Here is a 22,853-nt window from a genome sequence, read left to right as displayed (position 1 = left end):
CGCGCAGCAGTCCCGCGACGCTGAGGTGCTGGCGTGAGAACGGACCACTCATCAATACCTGCCTCGCAGCTTGAGAAGGTCGTGGCAGTATACTGATTCGGCTTCAAAAGTTTACGAAAGATTTTTTTCGGCTCAAAGCCAACTTATTGTTTCTAAAGCAGATATTTTTGCGGCGGGAATTGCTGCCTGCAAGCCGATCAGCGCCTAGTGCAAGACAGCGGAAATCCCGAGACCGATGGTCGCTGCCGCCAATGATCGTGCGGTGGGAGCCCGCTTGCGGGCGATCTTCACCGCCGTGAGCGCGGCCTGTTCGCCCGCAAACGGGTCCCTACAGCGCTGAGAGACATGGTCGCCCGCAAGCGGGCTCCTACAGCGCTGAAAGCCAGATGGCAGGAAAAGGGTCTCGGCATTTCTGACGCGATGCACTAGGCTCAACCGAGCAGCGCCTGGGAACGCTGGAACAGGAGCTGCGCTCGCTTGATCGCGCTCGCCTCCTGCTCATCGAGCACCAGCACCTTATCGCCCGCCGCGTCGTCCCCCTGAAAGACGCGCTCAAGCACCAAGGCCTCGCGTCTGAGCAGGTGACGAAGGTTCATCCGAATCATCATGATCTCGAGCTCGAACTCGCTCTTCAGACCCTGAAAGCGCTTCCGATCCTCCTCATCGGCGCAAAGCCGCAAGCGATCCGCCAAGGTCCTCTCGACCGCAGCCTCAACCGCCCTGAGCTTGGGTAACAGATCGTCACGCAGCTCGCTCGCCTTGATCCGCTGTTGGCTCATGGCCGCAGCGCGCCTCCCGCCATCCTGCCTGCCCTTCTAACCCTCGCGTAGCTCCAGACGCTGCTCAATACGCTGAATCCGCTCAACGAGCCGATCGATCGTCGCCTGCTGAAGCGCGACGTCTTCCGCCTGTCCAGCTGCATCGCGTCGCACGCCAGCAACCGAGGTCTCGAGCCGGTTCAGCCGATGCTTGACCTCCGAAAACTCATCGCGCATCTCCGTTTGAAGACTTCCGATCTGATTTCGTAGAGCACGAAACTGTTCCAAGATCAGATGCTCAATGTTGTCGGTCATGGTCGGTTACCTTATGCGACGCTGATCGGACCCGCTCCTACTCCGGTTCCTTACTCCGGATCATACCCCAGCACCGGCGACAGCCAGCGCTCGGCCTGCTCCAGGGTCTGACCCTTGCGCTTGGCATAGTCCTCGACCTGATCCTTCATGATCTTGCCAGTGCCGAAGTAACGCGATTGCGGGTGCGCGAAGTACCAGCCCGAGACCGCCGCGGTCGGCAGCATCGCATAGCTCTCGGTGATCGTCAGGCCGATGCGCTCGTCCGGCTTCAACAGCTCCCACAGGGTACCCTTCTCGGTGTGGTCCGGACAGGCCGGATAGCCGGGCGCCGGGCGGATGCCCTGGTACTTCTCGGCGATCAGCGCATCGTTGTCGAGCTGCTCGTCCGCTGCATAGCCCCAGAGCGCGGTGCGCACCAGCTGATGCAGCCGCTCGGCGAAGGCCTCGGCCAGACGGTCGGCCAGCGCCTTGAGCATGATCGAGCTGTAGTCGTCGTGGTCGGCCTCGAAGCGCTCGATGTGCTCGTCGATGCCAACGCCGGTGGTCACCGCGAAGGCGCCGACGTAGTCGCGCTTGTGCGAATCGGCCGGCGCGACATAGTCGGCCAGGCTCAGGTTCGGCTGCTGGGCGCCGGCCTTGCCCTTGTTCTGGCCGCTGCGCTGCATCTGCTGGCGGATCATGTGCAGCGTCGCACTGACCTCACTGCGCGCCTCGTCCGAATAGAGCGCGATGTCATCGTCACCGACCCGGTTGGCCGGGAAGAAGCCGCAGACGCAGCGCGCGGTCAGCCAGCGCTCCTTGACCATCCGCTCCAGGAACGGCACCGCATCATCGAACAGCTGCCGCGCCTCCTTGCCGACGATCTCGTCGTCGAGGATCGCCGGATACTTGCCGGCCAGCTCCCAGGCCTTGAAGAACGGCGTCCAGTCGATGTAATTCACCAGATCGTCGAGCGGATAGTTGTCGACGGTCAGGATCACCGCCTCACCCTCGCGCTCGAGCCTGATGTCCTTGGCCGCGAGACCTGGCAACGCCGCCGCGAGCGCGTCGGCGATGGACTCACCAGCCCCGCCATCGCCGGCCAGGATCGCCGGCTTCGGCGGCTCATAGCCGGCCCAATCGATCTCAGTGCGGTTCGCGCGCGCCTCGGCCACGCCCATCAGCTTGCTCGCCTGGCCCTTGGCCTCGCGCTTGGCGCGCACCTCGGCGTACTCCTCGACGATGCCGTTGACGTAGTCATCGCGCAGGGTCTGGCTGAGCAGGTTCGAGACCACACCAACCGCGCGCGACGCATCGGGCACGTAGATCACCGGCTCCTCACGCTGCGGCGCGATCTTCACCGCGGTGTGCACCTTCGAGGTGGTCGCGCCGCCGATCAGCAGCGGCTGGGTCATGCCCTGGCGCTTCATCTCCTTGGCGACATGGACCATCTCGTCGAGCGAGGGGGTGATCAGCCCGGACAGGCCGATGATATCGGCCTTCTCCTCCTTGGCCCGCTGCAGGATGGTCTCGGTCGGCACCATGACGCCGAGGTCGATCACATCGTAGCTGTTGCACTGCAGCACCACGCCGACGATGTTCTTGCCGATGTCGTGGACGTCACCCTTGACGGTGGCGATCAGGAACCGGCCGTTGCTCTGATCCTGGGTGCCGGCGGCCTCCTTCTCGGCCTCCAGGTACGGGAACAGGTAGGCCACCGCCTTCTTCATCACGCGCGCCGACTTGACCACCTGCGGCAGGAACATCTTGCCCTCGCCGAACAGGTCGCCGACGACGTTCATGCCGTCCATCAGCGGGCCTTCGATCACGTGCAGCGGCTTCTCGGCGGCCTGATAGGCCTCTTCGACGTCATCCTCGATGTAGTCGGTGATGCCCTTGACCAGCGAGTGCTCGAGCCGCTTGTTGACGTCCCAGCTGCGCCATTCCAGGTCCTCGGCCTTCTCGGCGCTGGAGCCGTCGCCCTTGTACTTCGGCGCCAGATCGAGCAGGCGCTCGGTCGAGTCGTCGCGGCGGTTGAGGATCACATCCTCGACCGCCTCGCGCAGCTCTTCGGGCAGGTCGTCGTAGATCGCCAGCTGGCCGGCGTTGACGATGCCCATGTCCATCCCGGCCTTGATGGCGTGGTACAGGAACACCGCATGGATCGCCTCGCGCACCGGGTTGTTGCCGCGGAACGAGAACGAGACGTTGGAGACGCCGCCCGAGACCTTGGCATGCGGCAGCGTCTGCTTGATCTCGCGGGTCGCCTCGATGAAGTCGACCGCGTAGTTGTTGTGCTCCTCGATGCCGGTCGCGACCGCGAAGATGTTCGGGTCGAAGATGATGTCCTCGGCCGGGTAGCCGAGCTGCTCGGTCAGGATCTTGTAGGCGCGGGTGCAGATCTCGACCTTGCGCGCCTGGGTGTCGGCCTGACCGACCTCGTCGAAGGCCATCACGATCACCGCCGCGCCATAGCGCCGGCACAGCCGCGCCTGCTCGATGAACTTCTCCTCGCCTTCCTTGAGCGAGATCGAGTTGACGATCGCCTTGCCCTGCACGCACTTGAGGCCGGTCTCGATCACCTCCCACTTCGAGGAGTCGATCATCACCGGCACCCGCGCGATATCGGGCTCGGCCGCGGTCAGGTTCAGGAACCGGTGCATCGCCTCGGCCGACTCGAGCAGGCCCTCGTCCATGTTGACGTCGATGACCTGGGCACCGCCCTCGACCTGATCCAAGGCCACGCTCAGCGCGGTGTCGTAATCGTCCTCCTTGATCAGGCGCTTGAAGCGCGCCGAGCCGGTCACGTTGGTGCGCTCGCCGACATTGACGAAGCCGAGCTTAGGGCTGATGTTCATCGGCTCGAGGCCGGACAGCCGGCACGCCGGCTCCAGCGTCTGCTGCGCGCGCGGCGTCATCCCGGCGACCGCCTTGGCGATCGCCTCGATGTGCTCGGGGCCAGTGCCGCAGCAGCCGCCGACGATGTTCAGGAAGCCGCTCGCGGCCCACTCGGCGACATGCTCGGCCATCTCCTCCGGCCCGAGATCATAGCCGCCAAGCTCGTTCGGCAGCCCGGCGTTCGGATGCGCCGACACCTGGCACTCGGCGATGCGCGACAGCTCCTCGACATAGGGCCGCAGCTCCTTCGGGCCGAGCGCGCAGTTCAGGCCGATGCTCAGCGGCTGGGCATGGCGCAGCGAGTTGTAGAAGGCCTCGGTGGTCTGGCCGGTCAGGGTGCGGCCGGACTGGTCGGTGATGGTGCCCGAGATCATGATCGGCAGCTCGATGCCGTCCTCGTCGAACACCTTCCAGACCGCGAACAGCGCCGCCTTGGCGTTGAGGGTATCGAACACGGTCTCGACCAGCAGGATATCGGCGCCGCCCTCGATCAGCCCGCGGGTCGACTCGGCATAGGCCGCAACCAGGGTATCGAAATCGATGTTGCGGAAGCCCGGGTCGTTGACATCGGGCGAGATCGACGCGGTGCGGTTGGTCGGGCCGAGAATCCCGGCGACGAAGCGCGGCTTCTCGGGGGTCGAGTAACCATCGGCCATCTTACGGGCCAGGCGCGCGGCCTCGACGTTGATCTCGTAGGAGAGTTCCTCCATCCCGTAGTCGGCCATCGCGATGCGGGTCGCGTTGAAGGTGTTGGCCTCGATGATGTCGGCGCCGGCGGCCAGGTACTCGCCGTGGATGTCGGCGATCAGATCGGGCCGGGTCAGCACCAGCAGATCGTTGTTGCCCTTGAGGTCGCTGGGCCAATCCTTGAAGCGCTCGCCGCGGTAGTCGGACTCCTCGAGGCTGCGGCGCTGGATCATGGTGCCCATGGCACCGTCGAGGATCAGGATGGTCTGCTCGAGGCGTTGCTTCAGGAGGTTGGTTCGCTCACTCATAACACTCTATGTCTTCGTCTGGTTTCGACTTGACGGGGGCAGCAGCCAGGCGCCGCGCATCCGGCCCACTCAGGCTGCGATCCGCCGCGCATCAGCGGCAGGTCCCCATCTCCACGTCGGCGCGGCGGCGCCCGCGGCGTCAGGCTTCGCTCGCTGACGCCCGGCGCAACAACACGGCCTCGGGGCAATCCGGCACATGGCCCCGGCAGGCAGACATCGGCACTCGACGGCTTGTTCGCGGTGGGGCTCAGCGCTCGGGCCCGATCATCGGATTCGGCGCAGCGCTGGCGGTTCGGCTTTTGGGTTGGTCGCTCGCAGCGCGACCGTTCGGTCTTGGCGACGCCCCGATCACGTCGACATGGGTTGCGATCGAGACCGGCGCCGCCGGAGCCGCACCGCGTCAGCTCTCAGCCTCGGTCGACCCCGATGACTGCTCTGGCGTTCGGCGAGCCTTGCGCAGGTAGCGTTCCTGCTGCGGATGGCCGTCCCAGACGACCGGCTTCGCCAGCCACTTTTGGATGAAGGCCCACGACGCCTGATAGCCGTCATGGGGAAGCGTACAGGCCGAGCAGTCCTTCCGTGTGACGCCGTTGGCATCAGTGAAGACCTCATAGGGCCCGGGGCACTCGTACGCGATAAGCGGACAATAACAGAAAAGGCAGTTGAATTCTCGCTTGACCCCAGGATGACAAGGGAGAAACGGACAGTCCGTGTTCGTAAACCCCTTGAATCCTTGGTTTTTCGTCAGGTCTTTCGGCTCCATGACGGGCTCGGTCACCTCTCTACGATCAGCCTAGCGGACAGTTTTCTGAACCGCATCACAACAGGCATCCGCCCAAACCGCTAGTCTTCCACCTGCAAAACGACAAAGGCACACCGTCTCGAAAGGGCGGGCCGCAAAGCCTCTGGCCTAAGTTCCGATTCACACCGGAATACGGCAGCAGGGCTGCCGAAGGCTGCAGCACCTCGCTGGGTGCGGGTTCTTCGGGACCAACTAGCGAGGTACTGAAATGTCTACGCGATATGCTCGTCGGTCCGCCCTTCTCTCAAGCCAGTCACTCCATCGTTCAACCCCTTTTATCTGCACGGCGCTCGGCCTCACCACCCTCGCCCTCGGCGTCGAGGCCTCAGCGAATACCGTCGCCCTCGAGTGGGACCCGGTTAACGACCCCCGGGTCGCCTTCTACGAGGTCCACTGGGGCACCCAGTCCGGCCAGTATCAGTCGAGCCAACAGACAACCGCCACCAGCGCAACGGTCGAGCAGCTCACTGTTGGCGAGACCTACTACTTCGCGGCCAAGGCCTGCGACGAGACCGGCACGACCTGCAGTGACTTCTCCGAAGAGCTCTCAACGACCGTCGACCACGCCGCACCGGTCGCCGACTTCACCGTCAGCACGACCAGCGGTGTGGCACCGTTGACCGTCACCTTCGATGACAGCTCAGACGGCGAGATTCAGAGTTATCAGTGGGACTTCGGCGACGGCAACACAAGCACTGCCGGCACCGCAGTGCATCGCTTTGAGAGCGCTGGCACCTACAGCGTCAGCCTCACCGTTACCGGCCCAGGCGGCACAAGCACCCAGACCAAGTCAGGACTGATTACCATCACCGACTCGACCTCGGACTCCACTACAGGTGGGAACGACAGCTCAAGCGATGGTGGCGACTCAGACACAAATGATGACTCCCTGGTCTCTCAGACCGACTTCCCGTTGGAGGCTGGCGAGGTCGCTGTAAACCACGACTGGAAGCGCGTGCAGTTTGAGCAGGCGTTTACCGACCCCGTTGTCGTCGCCACCTCGGTGAGCTACAACGGTGTCCAACCGGTCACGGTTCGGATCGACGGCGTCGACCAGACCGGTTTCTCCATCCGCCTACAAGAATGGAATTACCTCGACGGCTGGCACGCCACCGAAAACGTCGGTTACCTCGTCGTCGAGCGCGGCAGCCATCAGTTGCCTAACGGCGCTTGGCTAGAGGCCGATGAGATTCCCGTAGGCAGCGGTAACACCTCGCAAACCGGAAGCTTCTTGGCGCCCTTTTCTACAACCCCGATCGTCCTGAGCACCGTTGCCACCTATAACGATGCTAGCGCCGTCACCACCCGAGTTCGGAACATCGACCCAACTAGCTTCAGGTTAATGCTGCAAAGCGAGGAAAACAATGAGATGGACCATGGGAGCGAAATGGTCGCCTATGTTGCCTTGGAAGGCTTCTGTGGCGAACTGAACGGGCTTCAGATCGTAGCCCGCAAGACATCGGACAACATAACCCATACCCCAACAGAATTCTGGTTCTCAGATCAGTGCGCAGCAACCGCAGAGACATTCACAGCACCACCGACCCTTCTAGCGGAGATGCAAACCACCGATGGGTGGAATACCGCAAACATACGTTGGAGAAACAAAGATGTGAATTCGGTGCAAGTGTGGGTGCAAGAGGAGCAGTCGAAAGACGAAGAAACCTGGCATGCATCAGAGGTCGTTGGCTACCTCGCAATTGGTGAGTGAGACCTTTCTATCACGGACGCTCAAGTCCGCTTGATGACACCTTGGTCCAGCTGAAGCGGCTGGACCAAGAGCGGCAAGGCAAGTCTCTGCTTTTACGGCTCTTAGTATTTCATTGGTGACCGCCAAGCCAGGTACTGAGCCAGGCAATGATCAAGGACATCAAGTCAGTACTTCGCGCGCGAGGTGGCGTCGAACCCCCTCGCCGCCTTTTTGATATAGGGCTCACTTCGATGGCCGATCAAGACTCCGTCTCGCAATCCGAGCTGCGACTCAATCGACTCACTCACTCTGGGATATAATCGGGAAGCGTCGGCCAAATCGAGCCAACGAACTGCGACAGCAACACATCGTAAGACGCAGGGTCCTCGCCTACCGGCACGCCCGTGGTCACCCGCACCAATGCTCCATCGGTACGGTTCTTCACCAAAGCATCCCAGAACAGGAGCCATTTCAGCATGTACTCGTTTGTAATCAACCGCCCGCGTTGCTGGAACCAATAGTAGACCAGACGCCGATCCTCGCCCATCTGGATGAGCACTCGGTTCACCCATAACGGCTCTTCCCTTCCTGCAACATCGATCGCGTATCGAGACCGCTCCTTCATCCGCCAACCGCCACCGGGAAGACAAGTCTTCGGTGAATGGACTGATGCACCCTTGCGCTGTGAGGCATAATAGGCAATGTAGAGATTAACCTCATCGCCAAGTCCGTTGTCGTAAGTCGCCAGTATATAATCATCCAAAGCCAGCGCTTCTTTGGTTGCGCTCTTCATTTTTTCGACTTGCCCAGACCAACCACCAAGCGTACGCGGGAAAAAGAGAAAGTCGCGTCGCTCTAAAGTCTGTTCCTCTCTGTTCGGCAACAGCTGCGAGACCGCAAGAGCGGCAGTAAGCACCGCGAACGCAATCCAGAACGATCGCGGTATCGCCCGGTAGCGGACAACATTCTCTTTCGGCAGCGGTGGCGGCCCCTCGATCGCGAACGCGCTGAGCAAAGAGCCCTGCGGATTGCCGATCCGGGCGAGCAGCGCCATCTCTCCTACGAGGATTGCGGCGCAGGCCATGAAAATCACCCAGCCCTCGAAGTCATGCAAGAATCCCTCCGCCATTCCAGTCCCGCCCCATTGCACCATCACGCCGATGACACCGATGCGAAAGCTATTCATCAACACCGTGATTGGCACCGTTGAGACGAATATCAATATCTTCTTCCAGAGCGCACCACGAAAGATCACGGCCGCAATAAAGCCCAAGGCCATCAACGGAAAAAGATATCTCAGGCCATTACATGCCTCGACGACCTGGAGCTGATACGCTCCAAGATCGATTACATTGCCTTCCAGAAAAACAGGGATACCAAAGAGCCGGATCACCTCAACGCCCAGTTCCGATGAGATCAGCTGCAATTGCTGCGAAAGCTGATGGTAGAGAAAATTCGGCAATGGCACGATAAAGAAAAGCAGCGCGTAGGCTGGCAGCAGCACAGCAAAGGTGCGCAACCCAACCAACGATACCAAGAGCCCGCCCAGCGCGACCAAAAAACCATATTGAATCACCGTGTAGAGCGACCCGAGCTCACCGGCAATATACATGAACGCGCCGAGCGCCATCATCCAGACACCAAGCCAGCTATTTGCCGACGACCGCTGCCGCAGATCAGTCAGGCGCTGCCAAGCGAAAAAGACCGCAACAAAAGGCAGCATGAAGGCGTGACTGTACTCCTCCTTGCCCCACTTGGCTGACATGTCAACGAGTCCATCCCAATACACCAATGCAAGCATCAATGCCGAAATCGCCAGAAGCACATAGTGCCATGGCCGAAAGGCCCAGGTTATCCCGCTCTCTGTCATGATTACTTGCTCTTTCCGTTCAAACGCCCAAAACGCATTTCCATACTGATCTGCATCGCTTCCAACCAACCACTCACAGCCGCGTAAAGCCTGCGCATATCACCTCTGGTGGTGGTATTCGAGTTCCGCTTCTACTCCGTGTAGCGCCGGTCCTTCAGGCTCAGGCCCGAAAGCTGTCGAGGTTATCAAGAAACCAGCCATAGGTCTGCCGCAGCCCGTCCTCGAGGTCGTAGCGCGGCTGCCATCCCAGCGCCTTCAGCTTGGCCACATCCAGTAGTTTGCGCGGGGCGCCGTCGGGCTTCGTCGAGTCGAAGCGCAGCTCGCCCTGATAGCCGGTGACCCGGGCGACGGTCTCGGCCAGCTCGCGGATGGTCACATCGGTGCCGGTGCCGACGTTGATGTGGGAGCACATCGGCTGGGTCTGGGCCTGGTAGGTCTCGGTATCCAGATTGAGCACATGCAGGCAGGCGGCGGCCATGTCGTCGACATGGAGGAATTCGCGCTTGGGGGTGCCGGTGCCCCAGATGGTGACCTCGGGGGTCTTGGCTCGGGCGGCTTCATGGAAGCGCCTAAGCAACGCCGGAATCACGTGGCTGTGCTCGGGGTGGAAGTTATCGCCGGGTCCATAGAGATTGGTCGGCATCACGCTGCGGTAGTCGCGGCCGTACTGGCGGTTATAGCTCTCGCAGAGCTTGATACCAGCGATCTTGGCAATGGCATAAGGCTCGTTGGTGGGCTCGAGCGGACCGGTGAGCAGGGCCTCCTCTGTCATCGGCTGCGGGGCCTCGCGCGGATAGATGCAGGAGGAGCCGAGGAACAGCAGCTGTTGGATGTCCGCCTGGTGTGCCGCATGGATCAGGTTGGCCTCGATCATCAGGTTTTGATAGATGAACTCGGCCGGCAGGCTGTTGTTGGCCTGGATGCCGCCGACCTTGGCGGCGGCAATGATGACCTGGTCGATCTTGTGCTGCTGGAAGAAGGCGTTGACCGCTTGCTGGTTGAGCAGATCGAGCTCACTGCGGCTGGCGGTGAGCAGCTCGGGCTGAGCTTGCTTTGGGGCTTGATCTGGACCCTTGGCTTGGAGCAGGCGGACGATAGCGCTGCCGACCATGCCGCGTTGGCCGGCGAGGAACAGGGTGGGCTTGTCGTGGGTCGAGGGCATGTTTGCGTGTTTCCTGTCGAGCTGCATCGACGGTCAGGGCGATTCGATCGCGTCCGGAAACCAGTCATCGTCAAGCAGTGCTTCAAGCCTATAGGGCAAACGATTAGGAAACTTCGTCCGTGGCAGGCCAGTCTCTTTGGCGGCAAGCACGACGCCATCCGGATAGGCCCGATCGACCGCTTGAGGTAGGAACGGCACGAGGCTCGGGCAATCGTCGAGCAGATCACGTATCCGCAACCGCTGCTCAAGGATGGAACCACGCCAGGAACTACTGCGGTGAGCAGGTTGATAGGCCCACTTGAGCAGGTGCGCCAACAGGATCTTGAGTCGACTCACCAGCTCTTGACGATCGCGCCGCGCCATGGCCTCGAGTTCCTCGATCAGGTGAGCGACGTCAATCTCCTGGAAGCGCCCTGCTCTAAGCAGGTCGGCTGTTTGTCTTGCCCAGGCATGGAGGTCTTTCTCGTAAAGGGTTTCGGCGTTCATCGCCCATCCTCGCGCGCGATCGGAATAGCATGCCCATGGGCCTTGAGTAGCGCATAGCGTCGGGCGCTCTGCAGGTCTTCGGCGACCATCTCGGCTACCATCTGCTGGATGCTGATCTCGGGCACCCAGCCGAGGCGCTCGCGCGCGTGGCTCGGGTCGCCGAGCAGGGTCTCGACCTCGGCCGGGCGGAAGTAGCGCGGGTCGACGCAGACGATGACGTCACCAACGTTGACGGCGGGGGCGACCTCGGGGTCGGCGACCGCGGTGACGGTAGCCTGCTCAGCGACGCCCTCACCGTGGAACTCGAGGCTGATCCCGAGCTCGGCGGCGCTCAATTGGACGAATTGGCGCACCGAGTATTGCGCGCCGGTGGCGATGACGAAGTCTTCGGGCTGCTCTTGTTGGAGCATCAGCCATTGCATGCGCACGTAGTCCTTCGCGTGGCCCCAGTCGCGCAGGGCGTCCATGTTGCCGAGGTAGAGGCAATGCTCGAGACCTTGGGCGATGTTGGCCAGGGCGCGGGTAATCTTGCGGGTCACGAAGGTCTCGCCGCGGCGCGGGCTCTCGTGGTTGAAGAGGATGCCGTTGCAGGCATACAGGCCATAGGCTTCGCGGTAGTTGACGGTGATCCAGTAGGCGTAGAGCTTGGCCACCGCATAGGGGCTGCGCGGGTAGAAGGGGGTGGTCTCGCGCTGGGGGGTCTCTTGGACCTTTCCGAACAGCTCGGAGGTGGAGGCCTGGTAGAAGCGGGTCTTGTCGGTGAGCCCAAGGAAGCGGATGGCCTCGAGCAGGCGCAGGGTGCCGAGGGCGTCGACATCGGCGGTGTATTCGGGGGCCTCGAAGCTAACGGCGACATGGGATTGGGCGGCGAGATTGTAGACCTCGTCGGGCTCGACCTCGGCGAGGATACGCGTGAGGTTAGAGCTGTCGGCGAGGTCGCCGTAGTGCAAGATAAATTGCTGCTCCGGGGTGTGCGGGTCTTCGTAGAGATGATCCACGCGCTGGGTGTTGAACAGCGAGGCACGCCGCTTGATGCCGTGGACCTCGTAGCCTTTCTCCAACAGGAATTCGGCAAGGTAGCTGCCGTCTTGGCCGGTGATGCCGGTGATCAGGGCTTTTTTCGACACAGATGAGGCTCCACGTTAAGTGCCTAAGTGTAATATTCAGCGGCCCTTATCTCAATGAAGATAGTGCCCGTTGAAATGAAATCAGCCACAGCCCATTAGAGCCCCTTGCCTTGGACCATCACCTTGATGCCTCGCCCGATAATGGTTAGATCGAGCCATAATAGCCCCATTGGCGACCGCTTCAGATACTGATCGATATATTCGTACTCATAAACTGGGTTTCCCATCTCCGAAGTGCCTTTGTGGATGTGCCCTAAACCCAACAATCCACCCTTGACCAATGAACGAGCAACATTCCCTTGCTCCAGGTCTCGTTCATAATGCAGTACCGACAGTGGGCGCGGACCGACGATGCTCATGTCGCCACGTAGGACACTGTAAAATTGCGGAATCTCATCGAGGTAGAAACTCTTGACGAACCGACCTAAAACAGTTCGGCTTTCAGGAGTCCACTCTGCCGAATAGGCTAGCCAATCGCCCCGCTTAGCACCTTCGGGATCAATATACTTGACTTTGATGATTCGAATCTTGTACTTGCGAAAGACCCGACCCGCACTGACCGCGTTGTAATAGAAGAAAAGCGGCCCTTTGTTCTCCGGGAGGATCCAGCCTTCGATCAGATAGCCGAGCTTGAGTAGAATTAGAATCGGGGCAGCCAACAGGAGCAGTGCACCAGCGACCAGCTTGTCGAAGAAAAGTCTTGGAAGGCGGTCCGGGATCGGGCCATCGAGCTCGAATAGGTGGCAATAGGTCCTCTTGATGTCCTCGGTTGGCGGTTTATATGGAAAGGCTTCTTTCGGTTCCGCGGTTGGGTTTCCTGCAGCCATATTCATGTGTAAAGCACTCCTGAGAGACCACTTGAATAGCTCGCCAGTAGCTCGTTAATGATGGAGTCAACGCAAAAGTTCTTCCGAGGTCTGTATCTTTAAGACCTCGCACCTTTCCGAGGTAATATGTTTCGTGCTGTATAAACAGTTTACAACGCCCCTTCATGTACAAGCCACGAAATACTACCTCAGCGAGCTCTTATAGAGTTCCGGCATCTCCGGAGCGGTCAATGTCAAGGTGCCTGTCGCCTGTACCGTGGTTTCACGCGGCCGTGTTGACCGGCGTGATCTCGGGCGTGCGCCCCGGGTTGAGCAGACTCAGCCCCGACTCTAAGGCGGACGGCCGTATAATTGGTTGAACTCGCTATCAATCAATACGATCCGTACCATTCCATGCCATTGTAGCGCCGAACCAGGCCAGTGACGGGCTCAAAGTACAGCTTGCGCGCCATGTAGTCGGCGTAGCGCCGGGTCATCGGCACGCTGTGCTCACGGTTGTGCCGCTGGAACGCAGCAACGTCTTGATCTAGTGTCCCCCCATAGCCCGCGCGCTGCGCCGGCAGAATATGGTTGTTCACGAATGCATAGAGCCGCTGATCGTGGGCATTGACGGAGGCGATCGCTTCTCGCCGCGTCTCGGCATAGTCCTCACTTCGCGGTTCCTTGCGCTCCCGCGCGGTGTTCAGCAGCCGGTAGCGGGCGTCGAAAGGGCGCGGTGCGAGTCGGGCGCCGAGTTGGATCAGGAACTCGTCCAACCGTTCGACGACGCCGACGAGGAAAAACTCCTCTGCGAGCAGCTGTTCGGCCGCGGCAGCGTCCGCGCGACCAACAATCTTGCGGGTCTGAAAGTCATGGGTCTCGGGGTCGCTTAGAAATTCTTCAAACGTCATCTGCTTCCCGAGCATCTCAGTCCAGTATTGGTACATTGAGACATAGCGGCGCACCGGATCACGCAGCACGGTTACGTAGCGCACCGAGCGCACCACCTCGGCCAAGTCCGAATACGGCCGCACGGAGTGCCCCCCGATGCAGGCCAGTCCCGGGTTGATGCGCAGCGCCAAAGCCAGGTCCGATGCTCTAAAGATTCGCTCAGGCGAAGGCGAATACGGGCGCACATCGAGGTAGCGTAGAAAGAAGTTGTGCCTCAGTACATGGATCAGCGTTGTGCCGGCAGCCTTCTCGATGTGAACGAAGGCAAGCAAGGTACGGTCGCGTGGGAGCCCCATTCAGTCCTCCGGGCGCAATCCACGGCCGACAGCGCCGCGCAGAGTCAGCCACAGGAACCGCGAGTTGGTAGTGAGATAGCGCCACCACAGCCGGCGGGGTTCAGTGGCCAGGCGATGCAGCCATTCGAGTCCACTATTGCACATCCAGGCCGGCGCTCGCTGTACAACTCCGGCATGGAAATCGAATGCCGCGCCGACCCCGAACAGCAGAGCCGGCGCGAGAGCCTGCCAGTTTGCTTCCATCCAAAGTTCCTGTTTCGGGGCGCCAAGACCGACCCAGACGAAATCAGCGCCGCTCTCCCGGATCCTGGCCTGGGTCTCGGCCACCTCGACCGCGCTCAACGGGCGGAACGGCGGCGACTCCATCCCGACAACCACGGCCTCCGGGAAGTCGCGCCCAATACGCGAGCGCAGACCTTCCAGCACGGACTCGGTGGAGCCGTAGAAGTAGTGCCGCAGGGGGCGTTCGGCTCGTGCGGCCAGCAGGGCTGGCAGGAAATCGGGGCCCGAGACTTTGCCGAGCGGCCCGCCCTTCTGAACCCGTCCGGCCCAGTAGATCGGCTTACCGTCTGGAAAGCTGCACCAGGACTCGTTGATCGCTGCGCGCAGTGACTCGTTGCCTTGGGCGGTCACGGCAACATGGACGTTGACGAAGCAGGCGTACCCCCCCGTTTCGCTCTCGCGCCGGGCGATCGCGGCCGATACCGCGCGGTCCAATGTGGTCCGCGTGATCCGGCAGCCGTGCACGTCGAAGCGTTCCGGAATCGTCCCGGAGCTGGGCATATCCACCCCTGCCGGTGTTGGACGGGCGCTCATGCCGCGAGCCGCCGCCAGTTCGCAAACGCCGGCTTCAGCATTTCAGCCGGCGAGAACTGCGCCGCAACCGCGGTGCACGGGGCGCCACGCAGTGCCGAGGTATCTCGGAGTACCGCCCGGATCGCTGTAGCCAGTGCCTCGGGCGTGCGCTCGGCGGCCAAGGCACCGTTGATCCCGGGCTGGACTACGCGTGGAACCTCGCCGACCGCGGTCGCGGCAACCGGCAGCCCGCTGCCGAGCGCCTCCAGCACGCACATCGGCATGCCTTCATAGGCTGAGGATAAGGTGAACAGGTCAGCACCCTGCAGCAGTGACGCAATCTCCAACTGAGGCCGCAGTCCGGCCAGGACCACCCTGTCGCCCAGCCCGGTTTCAGCGATCGCCGTCTTGAGCGCTGGGCGCAGCACGCCGTCGCCGACGTAGACGAGACAGAGGGTCGGATCGTCGGCAGTCAACGCCGCGAAGGCGCGAAGCAGGAGCAACGGATCTTTCTGAGTGTCGAGTCGTCCCACCGAGATCAGCACCCGGGCGGCCTCTGGAAAGCCGAATATCCGGCGCAGACCCGCGGCGCGTTGGGCGCGGGTCGCTTCGTTTGGCTCCCAGAACACTTCAGGGTCGACCCAAGTCGGCATGAAATGGACCTTATCGGCGTGCGCGGGATAGCGCTCGCGATACCAAGCCGCGGCATCCTCACGCACCGTGAATAGGTTTGAGAGCCGCGGTACCATGAGATCCTGGAGCGCGAAATACAGGGCCGGCAGGTGCTTCCAGCGGATGTCGGCGTCTTTGTCACGCAAGATCTGCATGTTCTGGTGGACTACCGCAGTCTTGGGCCGGCCATCACGCAGGTACAGCAGGAGTGGTTCAAGCCGGTGAAATTCAAGGATGTCGACCTCGAGCCGGGGCCGATAGCGTAACAGCCCGAGCATGAATCGCACCGACAGCGGAACGCGCCCGCGACGACTCGGGTCGGGTAGCATCGCGACCGGATAGAAGCGATAACTGCTACGGCCGCAGCTGACGGCTGTCCAGCGGCCGGGCGGCCGGGCGACCGGGTCAGTCGAGACGCCGACCAGATCGACCCGGATATCAGCCGGGGTCCAGCGCAAAATACCACGGATGAACGTATCGATCCCGCCTGGTATCACACCGGCCGGGTCAGCGGGATACAGAATCGCGACGCGTGCCGAGGGGCGGGTGCCGGGCGATGCGTCACTCCGTCTGTCAGACATAGTGAAGCTCGCTCAATAGAGGGCCCATGATACGAGTGATCCGCTGGATCGTTTCGGGATCAAGGTGATCTCGGTACTTCTCGTTCATCCGGGCGCGGGCGTCCTCACGGGCCCGGGAACGCTCATCAACAAGACCGGCGCCAGGGAGGTCGAGCAGCCCAGCCAGACGGTTGAGCTGGCCGGCCTGATCGTCGATGAAGTCCTCGTAGCGCAACTCGACGTACTGCTCAGCCGGCAACGCCCCTGCCTCGGCACGGGTACCCCGGATCACGTGCAGCCATTGCAGGGCCGCCAGTTCCGCCGGACGCGACCCATGGAGGCGCCAGTCATCAAGCACCGCTGGGTCTAAGCCACCGCGCCAAAATGGGCGCTCGAGACCCCCCTTCGCCACCCAGAATCCAACCCGCAGCAGCGAGTCGACGACCGGGCGCCCGTCCCGAATCACGTGGACGAAGCGGGCATCCGGGAAGATGCTCGTTAGGAACGCAATTCGACCAGGCCCCGTGATCTTGGTGATCAGCCGCTCGCGCCGCTGCCAGCGCAACGTGCGTCGGACAGCGTCGCGCGTTGCCTCACGTCGGGCCCTGTCGGCGCTCTGCCCAACGAGGAAGTCGGTCGAAAAGTCTGGGTGTGCCCAGCGGTCCCAAAATGCGTACGCCTCCACCGGCTGGGGCAGATAGCGGTTGCCAGGGAGTGTTCGGCCATACTGCCGTTTGCGCCCCTCTAACCGCAGCAGGCGACTACCGAGCAAGGGGCGCAGAATGTTCAGCCAAGGCTGCCCCGGCGCCATCTCCGAGTAGTTCGACAGCCAACCCAACCCCGGGATCCCCGCGAGCCGTTCAAAGACCAGCGTCGTGCCGCTGCGAGGCATGCCAATGACGAAGATCGGCCGTGCAAGGCAGTCGCTCATGCGACCTGCTCCCGCGCCTCGACGAGCACGGCCGCGGTCGTGTGAGCCATCCGCTCCACCGTGAAGTCGCGTTCCACGCGTGCGCGCCCGGCCTGGCCCATGCGCCGTGCCAGGTGCCGATCCCCGTGGAGAAGTACCAACGCGTCGCGTAGCGCAGCGGTGTTACCCGGCGGCAGCAGCAAACCGGTCTCGCCGTCGGTGACGGCCTCCTCCATACCGCCGATTCGGGATGCCACCATCGGCAGCCCCGCGGCCATCGACTCCAGCATTGCTATGGAGAAGGTCTCAACCGCGGTCGACGCCAATACCGAGACATCCGCCGCGGCGAGCACCGGCCAGACGTCAGCAACGATGCCTAGGAAATGGACCCGGTCGCCCAGACCCGCTCGCGACACCGCGCCCTCAATTAATGACCGGGTCTCGCCGTCTCCGGCCAGCAGAAGGTAGCAGTCCTCCGGCAGCCCGGCCAATGCCTGGATCAGAAAACGGTGGCCCTTTTCCGGCCGGAAACCAGCGATGCAGGCAATGACGAAGGCATCGTCCGGAATTCCCGCGGCGGCCCGGAACGAGGCGCCAAGCGTGCCAGCTGCATCGACCGGTTTGGCCGCGAGGTCGATGCCATTGTAGACAATAGTCGATCGGTCCTCGAGGAATGGGTAGCGGCGGCACCAGTATTCGGACTGGATCGAAGAGACGAAGATCACCCGCGCAGCCGCCCGGAGCAGCCAGCGGTAGAGCAGGCGGTCCTGCAGCTCCTCCTTGCGTCCACGATTCAGGGTCGTGTGTAGGGCCGCCACCAGACTAGGACGCCGGCGAGCGTAACCCCGCGCCAGCCAGCCAACGAGCAGCGAGAACTGCAGCGTACAATGGACAACCTCGATCGCGTGGGCATCGATGATGCGGCCGATCGCGCGCACGTACCCGAGGTCATACTTAGAGCGTCGACGAGGGTGGTGGAACGTCACCCGGTCAGCGGCGACTCGTTCGAGCAGTGCGATATCGGCCTCGAACGCACACAGGTGGATCGCGAAGCGGTCCGGGTCCAGCGCGTTAACGAGGTCAACAACCTGGGTCTCGGCGCCGGCCCGGCGCAGCGATGGCACGATCAGCAGGACAGCGATGCGCCCGTCGTCCGCATGGCCCCCGACGACCTCCTGTTGCGCGGCATCAAACATCACCACGAAGGGCCTCGAAGGCATGAGCGTGGGCCGCGGCTACCGCGGTCGGTGCATGCGTACCGAGCGCGTAGCGACGCGCGGCCGCACCCAGCGACGCGAGCCGGCCCGTGTCGCCAAGGAGGTCGGCCACGCAGGCGATCATCTCGTCGAGATTGGCCGGGACGGCACCGAGCCCAGCCTGGGCGATCAGGCCGTCGGGGTCGAAGAATGAGATGACGGGAGTCTCGCGCACCCAGGCCTGCAGGAACGAGTTCGGGAATCCCTCGGAGTCTGACGTATTCACAAAGAGCTTCGCTCGGGCGTAGTAGGGGTTGACCTCGTGGTAGGGTACGAAACCAAGAAAATCGAGGTTCGGTAGGGATTCCGCGCCAGCCCGCACCCGCTCAAAGAGGGCTTCATGGTCCGCACAGGGACCGCCGATCATCGTGAAGTTCACAGATGGCACTCGCCGAGCCAGCTCTAGCATCCGCTCCGGTCGTTTGAAGTCGCGTAGGTTGTTGACCCAGAGGACGTCGATGTCCCGCGGCTGCTCGAGCTCGGCAGGCTCCGGAAGCTGCACCAACATCGGGAAGATCATGCTCTCGAGTCCGTAGTGGACCTGAAGGTCGGCGACCTGGCGCTCGCTCTGGGCTGAGATCAAGTTTGCCCGACGTAGGCCCCAACGATAGATGGCGCGATCTCGGGCATACGGGATCAGCTCCTCGCCCGGCCGGCAATCGGTATCGTGGGCCACCCGGAACACAAATCGCCCGCCCGTGCGCTGCGCGTGCCACGCCGTATAACCAGTCGCGACGCCGGCGCAGGACTGGTAGTAGACATCCGCATCGGCGCGTCGCAAGGCACCAAGGATGCCGGTCATGCGTGGGTGCACGAAGCGCAACCCGGGAACGCCGCCGCCCGGCCGGAACGCAGTCAACACGCGGATACCATCGATGACCTCGCCGTCCGGCTGGCCGTGGTCCTTGACCACGGTCGCGACATCCCAGCCAAGCTCCGCGAAGCCGCGGGCAAGCAGCGTCTGCTGCACCGACTCGCCCCCGATGTAGCCTGCGGCCCTGGCCCGAGCCAAAACCGGGTAGTTGTCGAGGCCGACGAAGCAGATCTTCATGCCGGAAACACTTCTTGCCGGATTTAGCACTCAGAGAATAACGCGCGGTGCTTAGTTTACCACAGAAGGCATCCACGCGAGCAAAGTGTCTGACATTGTCACCATCGCGGTGATACTGCAACGCCGGCTTTTCGCTTTGTTACAAGCCCTAGAAGGATAGACCCACGAGCGCTGCGTACGGCACAGCACCCAGGGCGTAACAGGGCCAACTTCCTCCCGCCGCTCGAGGTTGACGGCCCGTGCTGTTTCTGGGGCCCACTTCACATCGGTAAATTGACTCTGGCCTCTATACTCCCTTAGTCTTTACTTGTTATGCAGCCGGGTTACTTCATGTGCCCAGTGTCCTTACTCGACTGAATGCCCTTTTCTATCCACGCTTGACGCGCGGCCAAGCTGTGGCCCCGAGCGTTCTTGCGCTATGCCTCTTCGACCGCTAGCTCAACAGTCGCGTCTAGACGACCACAGGCTTGCTTGGCCCCGGCAGCCGCTAAAACAATGGGGTTATTAGGAAAAGGCATGGATCGCACGAGTGGAACGCAGTCCGTAAGGTGTGAAAGACCGATATGGCGATAGATCCAACCATCCTCCGCGAGGGCGCTCACCCCGATCCATCCAACGACCTGGGGTTCGCGATTATCGCCGGCGCGAACAAGTGCGGGACGACCTCTCTGTTCCGCTACCTTGCCGACCATCCAAGCGTATGCCCGTCGCGCGTCAAGGAGACGGACTTCTTTCTGGCCGAACCGACTGCCAAGGGGGACGAGCTACTGGCGCAATACCGGCAGGTGTTCCGCGCCCCGACCGCCGCGACCACAACGTTTCTTGAGGCGAGCCCTAGCTACCTGATGGGCGGTGGTCCGGTGGCGGACCGCTTGCTACGATGTCTTGGTCGCCCGAAGCTCATCCTGATGCTGCGCGAACCGGCCAGTCGGCTGCTCTCCTATTGGCGCACCAACCGTCAAAACCTATACAAGGACGATGTAGCTAAGCTGCCAATCCCGCGCTACGTGGAACTGGTCGAGGCCGCTGCCAGCGGCACGGAGCCGAAGGAACCGGGTGTTGCGCGAAACGCCTGGCTGCAGTTTCAGCGCGGCTACTACGCACCGAAAATTTCGGAATACCTAATAAGGTTTCCGCCAGAGGCGATTTTTATCTGTTCGTTCGACGAACTGCGCGACGACTCCCGCCACCTCTGTGTGCGGCTAGCAACTTGGCTCGAAGTTGACCCTGGCTTCTACACCAACTATACGTTCACAGTCGAGAACAGAACGCGCGAGCATCGCTTCCGGCGCCTGCAGAAGCTGGCGCATCGATTCAATCAACGGTTTGAACCTTGGCTGGTTGAGCGCCCAGCTCTAAAGCGCACGCTGCGCTCTCTCTACGAAAGACTAAACGAGCAACGCACCTCGTTCACTGCGGGCGCGGGCTCATCGATTGCGCCTGAACTAATCGAACGCCTCACTGCCGTTTACGACACCCCAAATGCTGAGCTGCGACATCTGCTCAGTACCCGCTTTCCCTCCCTGAAGCTCCCGCCATGGCTGAATCATTGATCCGTACCCGCTTCCGCCACATGCGTCTCCTGAGATGGCTGCTTACAGCGTGCATCGTTGTGGCCCCAATCAGCGCCCAGTCGCAACCATCCGGTGTATTTGCGATCTGGCCTGGCCACGTTACCTCAGACCTCACCCTGCCTCACGTCTCGGGTGGGCAAGTCATGGTCCAGTGGCGCGACATCGAGCCTGACGCGCCTGGCGAGTTCGATTGGGAACCTGTCGAACGCCAACTTGGGCGGATCTCGGCTGCTGGCTTAACGGCGACGATCCAGGTGAATGCAAGAAGACACCCTAACTGGCTCGTTGACTCGGTGCCGAGGCTGACCCCCGCACAGCTTGCTGATCGGGCGCTTGCAACGATAGCCGGTAAGACCGATAACCCAGCCGGAATGCCAATGTATTGGCACCCAGCTTATCTTTCCGCCATGCAGGGGATGGTTGAGGCGCTTGCACAGTTCGTCTTACGGAGTGACCTGCGGAAATCGGTTGCGGGCATTCGCATGAACTACAATGCCATCGGCACTGAACATTGGCTCGTGCCTACTAAGGTCAGAAGCGCCGATCAGTGGAACTTACCGGCTGGCGTCGAACCAGGCACCGACTGGACCTTCGGGACTGTCGACGCCTATCGCAGAGCTGTGGAAGGGTTCTACCTGGACGCATTCGGCTACCGCGGGAGCGACAAACCAATAACTACCGTCTATATGCGCGCGCGTCAAGACGCAAGCGATGATTACGCCAACATGCTGCAAGGAGACAACCGTATTGGTGTCTTTCACACTTCGAGCGAGCCAGAACCGTTCACGCTTGGCCAAGAAGAGCAATACGAGTTCTTTCGAAGGTTCTGCGCCGCAGGCAACCGCCCATGCTATGCGGAGCCGTGGAGCGCCGCAGTTAACCATAAGCAACGCTATAATGTCCCGCCGATGTCGGCTGAGCAGTGGCATTACTGGCGACACCTTGGCGACCTCCAGCTCGGAGCCTCGATCGTAGCCGAGTACGCCCCCGACCTGCGGGCAGAGGAACCTGCTGAAGCATTCGCAAAAACCCGCGCATTCACGAGCCGATACGCCGGCACCCTGGGTCGGCCGGACCTGGCGCCAGGCGGTTGGATTGCATTCCGCGACGGAGAGTATCTGCGTGGCGACTACGAGTTCTTGATCCAGGCGGAAAACGCGGGGCAAGCGCCTGGATACACCGATTGGCTCCCTACGAGCGCGAACCTCGGAGAAGACGAGGACGCGCGATACGGGGTGTGGTCCCGCGTCATCCAAGCCGGCGACGAGATTCGGCTGCACATCAATCCGACCTTACTGGCGAGCTTGCCCGAGGCCACCGGTGTGGAGATTCGGGTCGTCGCCAAACCTGCGGATCCGGCAGCAGTATCAACGCTGCCGATTAAGCCGCCCGCCGGGCTGAGCCTGGCAACGGAGAGCGACGCAGCAGACGCGAGGGATGATACGGCGTCCTCAGAGCTGGGACTCCTGCTCCGGGTCACCGGCCCGTCAACACCGATCCTGATGCACCTCGACTCCACGGACGAAGGCTGGTCCGAGCTGGTTCAGCCAGTAGCAGCTCTGGACCCGAGCGGCGTGGACTGGACACTCAAGGCCGAGAACGGCGCAGTGCAAATCCACCTATTTGAGCTTCGCCGCGCCAGCGGCGAGTGATCGCGCTAGTGACTGGTCAACGCGCAACCCACGCATCTTGCCTTGCTCTTGGTGGCAGGGCACCTGCTGCCCTCCGCCCTGTCGGCCGCGAAGGTAGCGGATGGCTGGCCACGCGTTTCCGGGACTCGTAGGCTCTCAAGCGCGCGCAGCTAGAGCGTCCCGATCGGCAGGATTGCGCCTGCACAGATCACATACTCGAGGCCCCACCTTTAACCTTTATCAAGGCCCCGACTTTGCCGGGGCCTTGA

General features: G+C 61.9%; 18 protein-coding genes and 1 riboswitch. Of the genes, 3 read left to right on the top strand and 15 right to left on the bottom strand.

What is annotated here, in order from left to right; genetic code table 11:
• Positions 1–431: 431 nt before the first annotated feature.
• The 4 genes from CKO40_RS18035 to CKO40_RS18020 form a co-directional block, all read right to left on the bottom strand.
• The gene (locus tag CKO40_RS18035; protein ID WP_200347842.1) at positions 432–779 is read right to left on the bottom strand and encodes a hypothetical protein; all 348 of its coding nucleotides are present in this window, start codon (positions 777–779) and stop codon (positions 432–434) included.
• Positions 780–815: 36 nt separating this feature from the next.
• Positions 816–1,073 (bottom strand): hypothetical protein, encoded by a 258-nt coding sequence (locus tag CKO40_RS18030; RefSeq protein ID WP_200347841.1) that lies wholly within the window; start codon positions 1,071–1,073, stop codon positions 816–818.
• A gap of 50 nt (positions 1,074–1,123) precedes the next feature.
• A complete protein-coding gene (gene metH, locus CKO40_RS18025) occupies positions 1,124–4,945 on the bottom strand; it encodes a methionine synthase (RefSeq protein ID WP_200347840.1) in 3,822 nt (1,273 codons plus the stop codon).
• 400 nt (positions 4,946–5,345) lie between these two features.
• On the bottom strand, positions 5,346–5,723 hold the full coding sequence (locus tag CKO40_RS18020; protein WP_338074214.1) for a cysteine-rich small domain-containing protein: 378 nt from the start codon (positions 5,721–5,723) through the stop codon (positions 5,346–5,348).
• A gap of 82 nt (positions 5,724–5,805) precedes the next feature.
• A riboswitch (cyclic di-GMP riboswitch) is annotated at positions 5,806–5,899 on the top strand.
• 56 nt (positions 5,900–5,955) lie between these two features.
• Here CKO40_RS18020 and CKO40_RS18015 point away from each other — a divergent pair.
• Positions 5,956–7,458: a PKD domain-containing protein gene (locus CKO40_RS18015; protein WP_200347839.1), complete on the top strand. Its 1,503-nt coding sequence runs from the start codon at positions 5,956–5,958 to the stop codon at positions 7,456–7,458.
• Between the two features lie 283 nt (positions 7,459–7,741).
• On the opposite strand, the gene xrtD is transcribed toward CKO40_RS18015, so the two are convergent.
• The 11 genes from xrtD to CKO40_RS17960 all read right to left on the bottom strand — a co-directional run bounded on the left by xrtD (position 7,742) and on the right by CKO40_RS17960 (position 19,379).
• Positions 7,742–9,307, bottom strand: a complete 1,566-nt coding sequence (xrtD, locus tag CKO40_RS18010; protein WP_200347838.1) for a VPLPA-CTERM-specific exosortase XrtD — start codon at positions 9,305–9,307, stop codon at positions 7,742–7,744.
• Positions 9,308–9,467: 160 nt separating this feature from the next.
• Positions 9,468–10,469, bottom strand: a complete 1,002-nt coding sequence (fcl, locus tag CKO40_RS18005) for a GDP-L-fucose synthase (RefSeq protein ID WP_200347837.1) — start codon at positions 10,467–10,469, stop codon at positions 9,468–9,470.
• 33 nt (positions 10,470–10,502) lie between these two features.
• Positions 10,503–10,955, bottom strand: a complete 453-nt coding sequence (locus CKO40_RS18000; protein ID WP_200347836.1) for a DUF29 domain-containing protein — start codon at positions 10,953–10,955, stop codon at positions 10,503–10,505.
• Complete coding sequence (gmd, locus tag CKO40_RS17995) at positions 10,952–12,082, bottom strand: GDP-mannose 4,6-dehydratase (RefSeq protein WP_200347835.1); 1,131 nt, start codon at positions 12,080–12,082, stop codon at positions 10,952–10,954. Before gmd ends, CKO40_RS18000 begins: the two co-directional genes overlap by 4 nt.
• Before the next feature lie 95 nt (positions 12,083–12,177).
• On the bottom strand, positions 12,178–12,915 hold the full coding sequence (locus CKO40_RS17990; protein ID WP_200347834.1) for a sugar transferase: 738 nt from the start codon (positions 12,913–12,915) through the stop codon (positions 12,178–12,180).
• A gap of 365 nt (positions 12,916–13,280) precedes the next feature.
• The gene (locus CKO40_RS17985) at positions 13,281–14,135 is read right to left on the bottom strand and encodes a sulfotransferase family 2 domain-containing protein (protein ID WP_200347833.1); all 855 of its coding nucleotides are present in this window, start codon (positions 14,133–14,135) and stop codon (positions 13,281–13,283) included.
• The gene (locus CKO40_RS17980) at positions 14,136–14,951 is read right to left on the bottom strand and encodes a WecB/TagA/CpsF family glycosyltransferase (protein WP_200347832.1); all 816 of its coding nucleotides are present in this window, start codon (positions 14,949–14,951) and stop codon (positions 14,136–14,138) included.
• The gene (locus CKO40_RS17975) at positions 14,948–16,183 is read right to left on the bottom strand and encodes a glycosyltransferase family 4 protein (protein ID WP_200347831.1); all 1,236 of its coding nucleotides are present in this window, start codon (positions 16,181–16,183) and stop codon (positions 14,948–14,950) included. Before CKO40_RS17975 ends, CKO40_RS17980 begins: the two co-directional genes overlap by 4 nt.
• A complete protein-coding gene (locus CKO40_RS17970) occupies positions 16,176–17,093 on the bottom strand; it encodes a sulfotransferase family protein (RefSeq protein ID WP_200347830.1) in 918 nt (305 codons plus the stop codon). The genes CKO40_RS17975 and CKO40_RS17970 overlap by 8 nt, the downstream gene beginning before the upstream one ends.
• Positions 17,090–18,268, bottom strand: a complete 1,179-nt coding sequence (locus CKO40_RS17965) for a glycosyltransferase family 4 protein (RefSeq protein WP_207173717.1) — start codon at positions 18,266–18,268, stop codon at positions 17,090–17,092. The genes CKO40_RS17970 and CKO40_RS17965 overlap by 4 nt, the downstream gene beginning before the upstream one ends.
• Positions 18,261–19,379, bottom strand: a complete 1,119-nt coding sequence (locus tag CKO40_RS17960; protein ID WP_200347828.1) for a glycosyltransferase family 4 protein — start codon at positions 19,377–19,379, stop codon at positions 18,261–18,263. Before CKO40_RS17960 ends, CKO40_RS17965 begins: the two co-directional genes overlap by 8 nt.
• A 563-nt stretch (positions 19,380–19,942) precedes the next feature.
• Between CKO40_RS17960 and CKO40_RS17955 the strand changes: the two genes are divergently transcribed.
• Entirely contained in the window at positions 19,943–20,932 is a 990-nt protein-coding gene (locus CKO40_RS17955) for a sulfotransferase domain-containing protein (RefSeq protein ID WP_200347827.1), read from the top strand.
• Positions 20,933–21,096: 164 nt separating this feature from the next.
• Entirely contained in the window at positions 21,097–22,605 is a 1,509-nt protein-coding gene (locus CKO40_RS17950; protein ID WP_200347826.1) for a beta-galactosidase, read from the top strand.
• The last annotated feature ends 248 nt before the right edge of the window (positions 22,606–22,853 follow it).

The organism is Halochromatium glycolicum (genome assembly GCF_016584085.1).
Lineage (GTDB): Bacteria > Pseudomonadota > Gammaproteobacteria > Chromatiales > Chromatiaceae > Lamprobacter > Lamprobacter glycolicus.
The sequence above is the reverse complement of the archived record's forward strand: the minus strand, read 5'-3'. Positions and strand labels throughout refer to the sequence as shown.

Excerpts from the sequence above, each read along its gene's own strand:
- CKO40_RS18035 (WP_200347842.1), bottom strand. The coding sequence starts at position 779 with ATGAGCCAACAGCGGATCAAGGCGAGCGAGCTGCGTGACGATCTGTTA.
- CKO40_RS18030 (WP_200347841.1), bottom strand. The coding sequence starts at position 1,073 with ATGACCGACAACATTGAGCATCTGATCTTGGAACAGTTTCGTGCTCTA.
- metH (WP_200347840.1), bottom strand. The coding sequence starts at position 4,945 with ATGAGTGAGCGAACCAACCTCCTGAAGCAACGCCTCGAGCAGACCATC.
- CKO40_RS18015 (WP_200347839.1), top strand. The coding sequence starts at position 5,956 with ATGTCTACGCGATATGCTCGTCGGTCCGCCCTTCTCTCAAGCCAGTCA.
- xrtD (WP_200347838.1), bottom strand. The coding sequence starts at position 9,307 with ATGACAGAGAGCGGGATAACCTGGGCCTTTCGGCCATGGCACTATGTG.
- fcl (WP_200347837.1), bottom strand. The coding sequence starts at position 10,469 with ATGCCCTCGACCCACGACAAGCCCACCCTGTTCCTCGCCGGCCAACGC.
- CKO40_RS18000 (WP_200347836.1), bottom strand. The coding sequence starts at position 10,955 with ATGAACGCCGAAACCCTTTACGAGAAAGACCTCCATGCCTGGGCAAGA.
- CKO40_RS17990 (WP_200347834.1), bottom strand. The coding sequence starts at position 12,915 with ATGAATATGGCTGCAGGAAACCCAACCGCGGAACCGAAAGAAGCCTTT.
- CKO40_RS17985 (WP_200347833.1), bottom strand. The coding sequence starts at position 14,135 with ATGGGGCTCCCACGCGACCGTACCTTGCTTGCCTTCGTTCACATCGAG.
- CKO40_RS17980 (WP_200347832.1), bottom strand. The coding sequence starts at position 14,951 with ATGAGCGCCCGTCCAACACCGGCAGGGGTGGATATGCCCAGCTCCGGG.
- CKO40_RS17975 (WP_200347831.1), bottom strand. The coding sequence starts at position 16,183 with ATGTCTGACAGACGGAGTGACGCATCGCCCGGCACCCGCCCCTCGGCA.
- CKO40_RS17970 (WP_200347830.1), bottom strand. The coding sequence starts at position 17,093 with ATGAGCGACTGCCTTGCACGGCCGATCTTCGTCATTGGCATGCCTCGC.
- CKO40_RS17965 (WP_207173717.1), bottom strand. The coding sequence starts at position 18,268 with ATGTTTGATGCCGCGCAACAGGAGGTCGTCGGGGGCCATGCGGACGAC.
- CKO40_RS17960 (WP_200347828.1), bottom strand. The coding sequence starts at position 19,379 with ATGAAGATCTGCTTCGTCGGCCTCGACAACTACCCGGTTTTGGCTCGG.
- CKO40_RS17955 (WP_200347827.1), top strand. The coding sequence starts at position 19,943 with ATGGCGATAGATCCAACCATCCTCCGCGAGGGCGCTCACCCCGATCCA.
- CKO40_RS17950 (WP_200347826.1), top strand. The coding sequence starts at position 21,097 with ATGGTCCAGTGGCGCGACATCGAGCCTGACGCGCCTGGCGAGTTCGAT.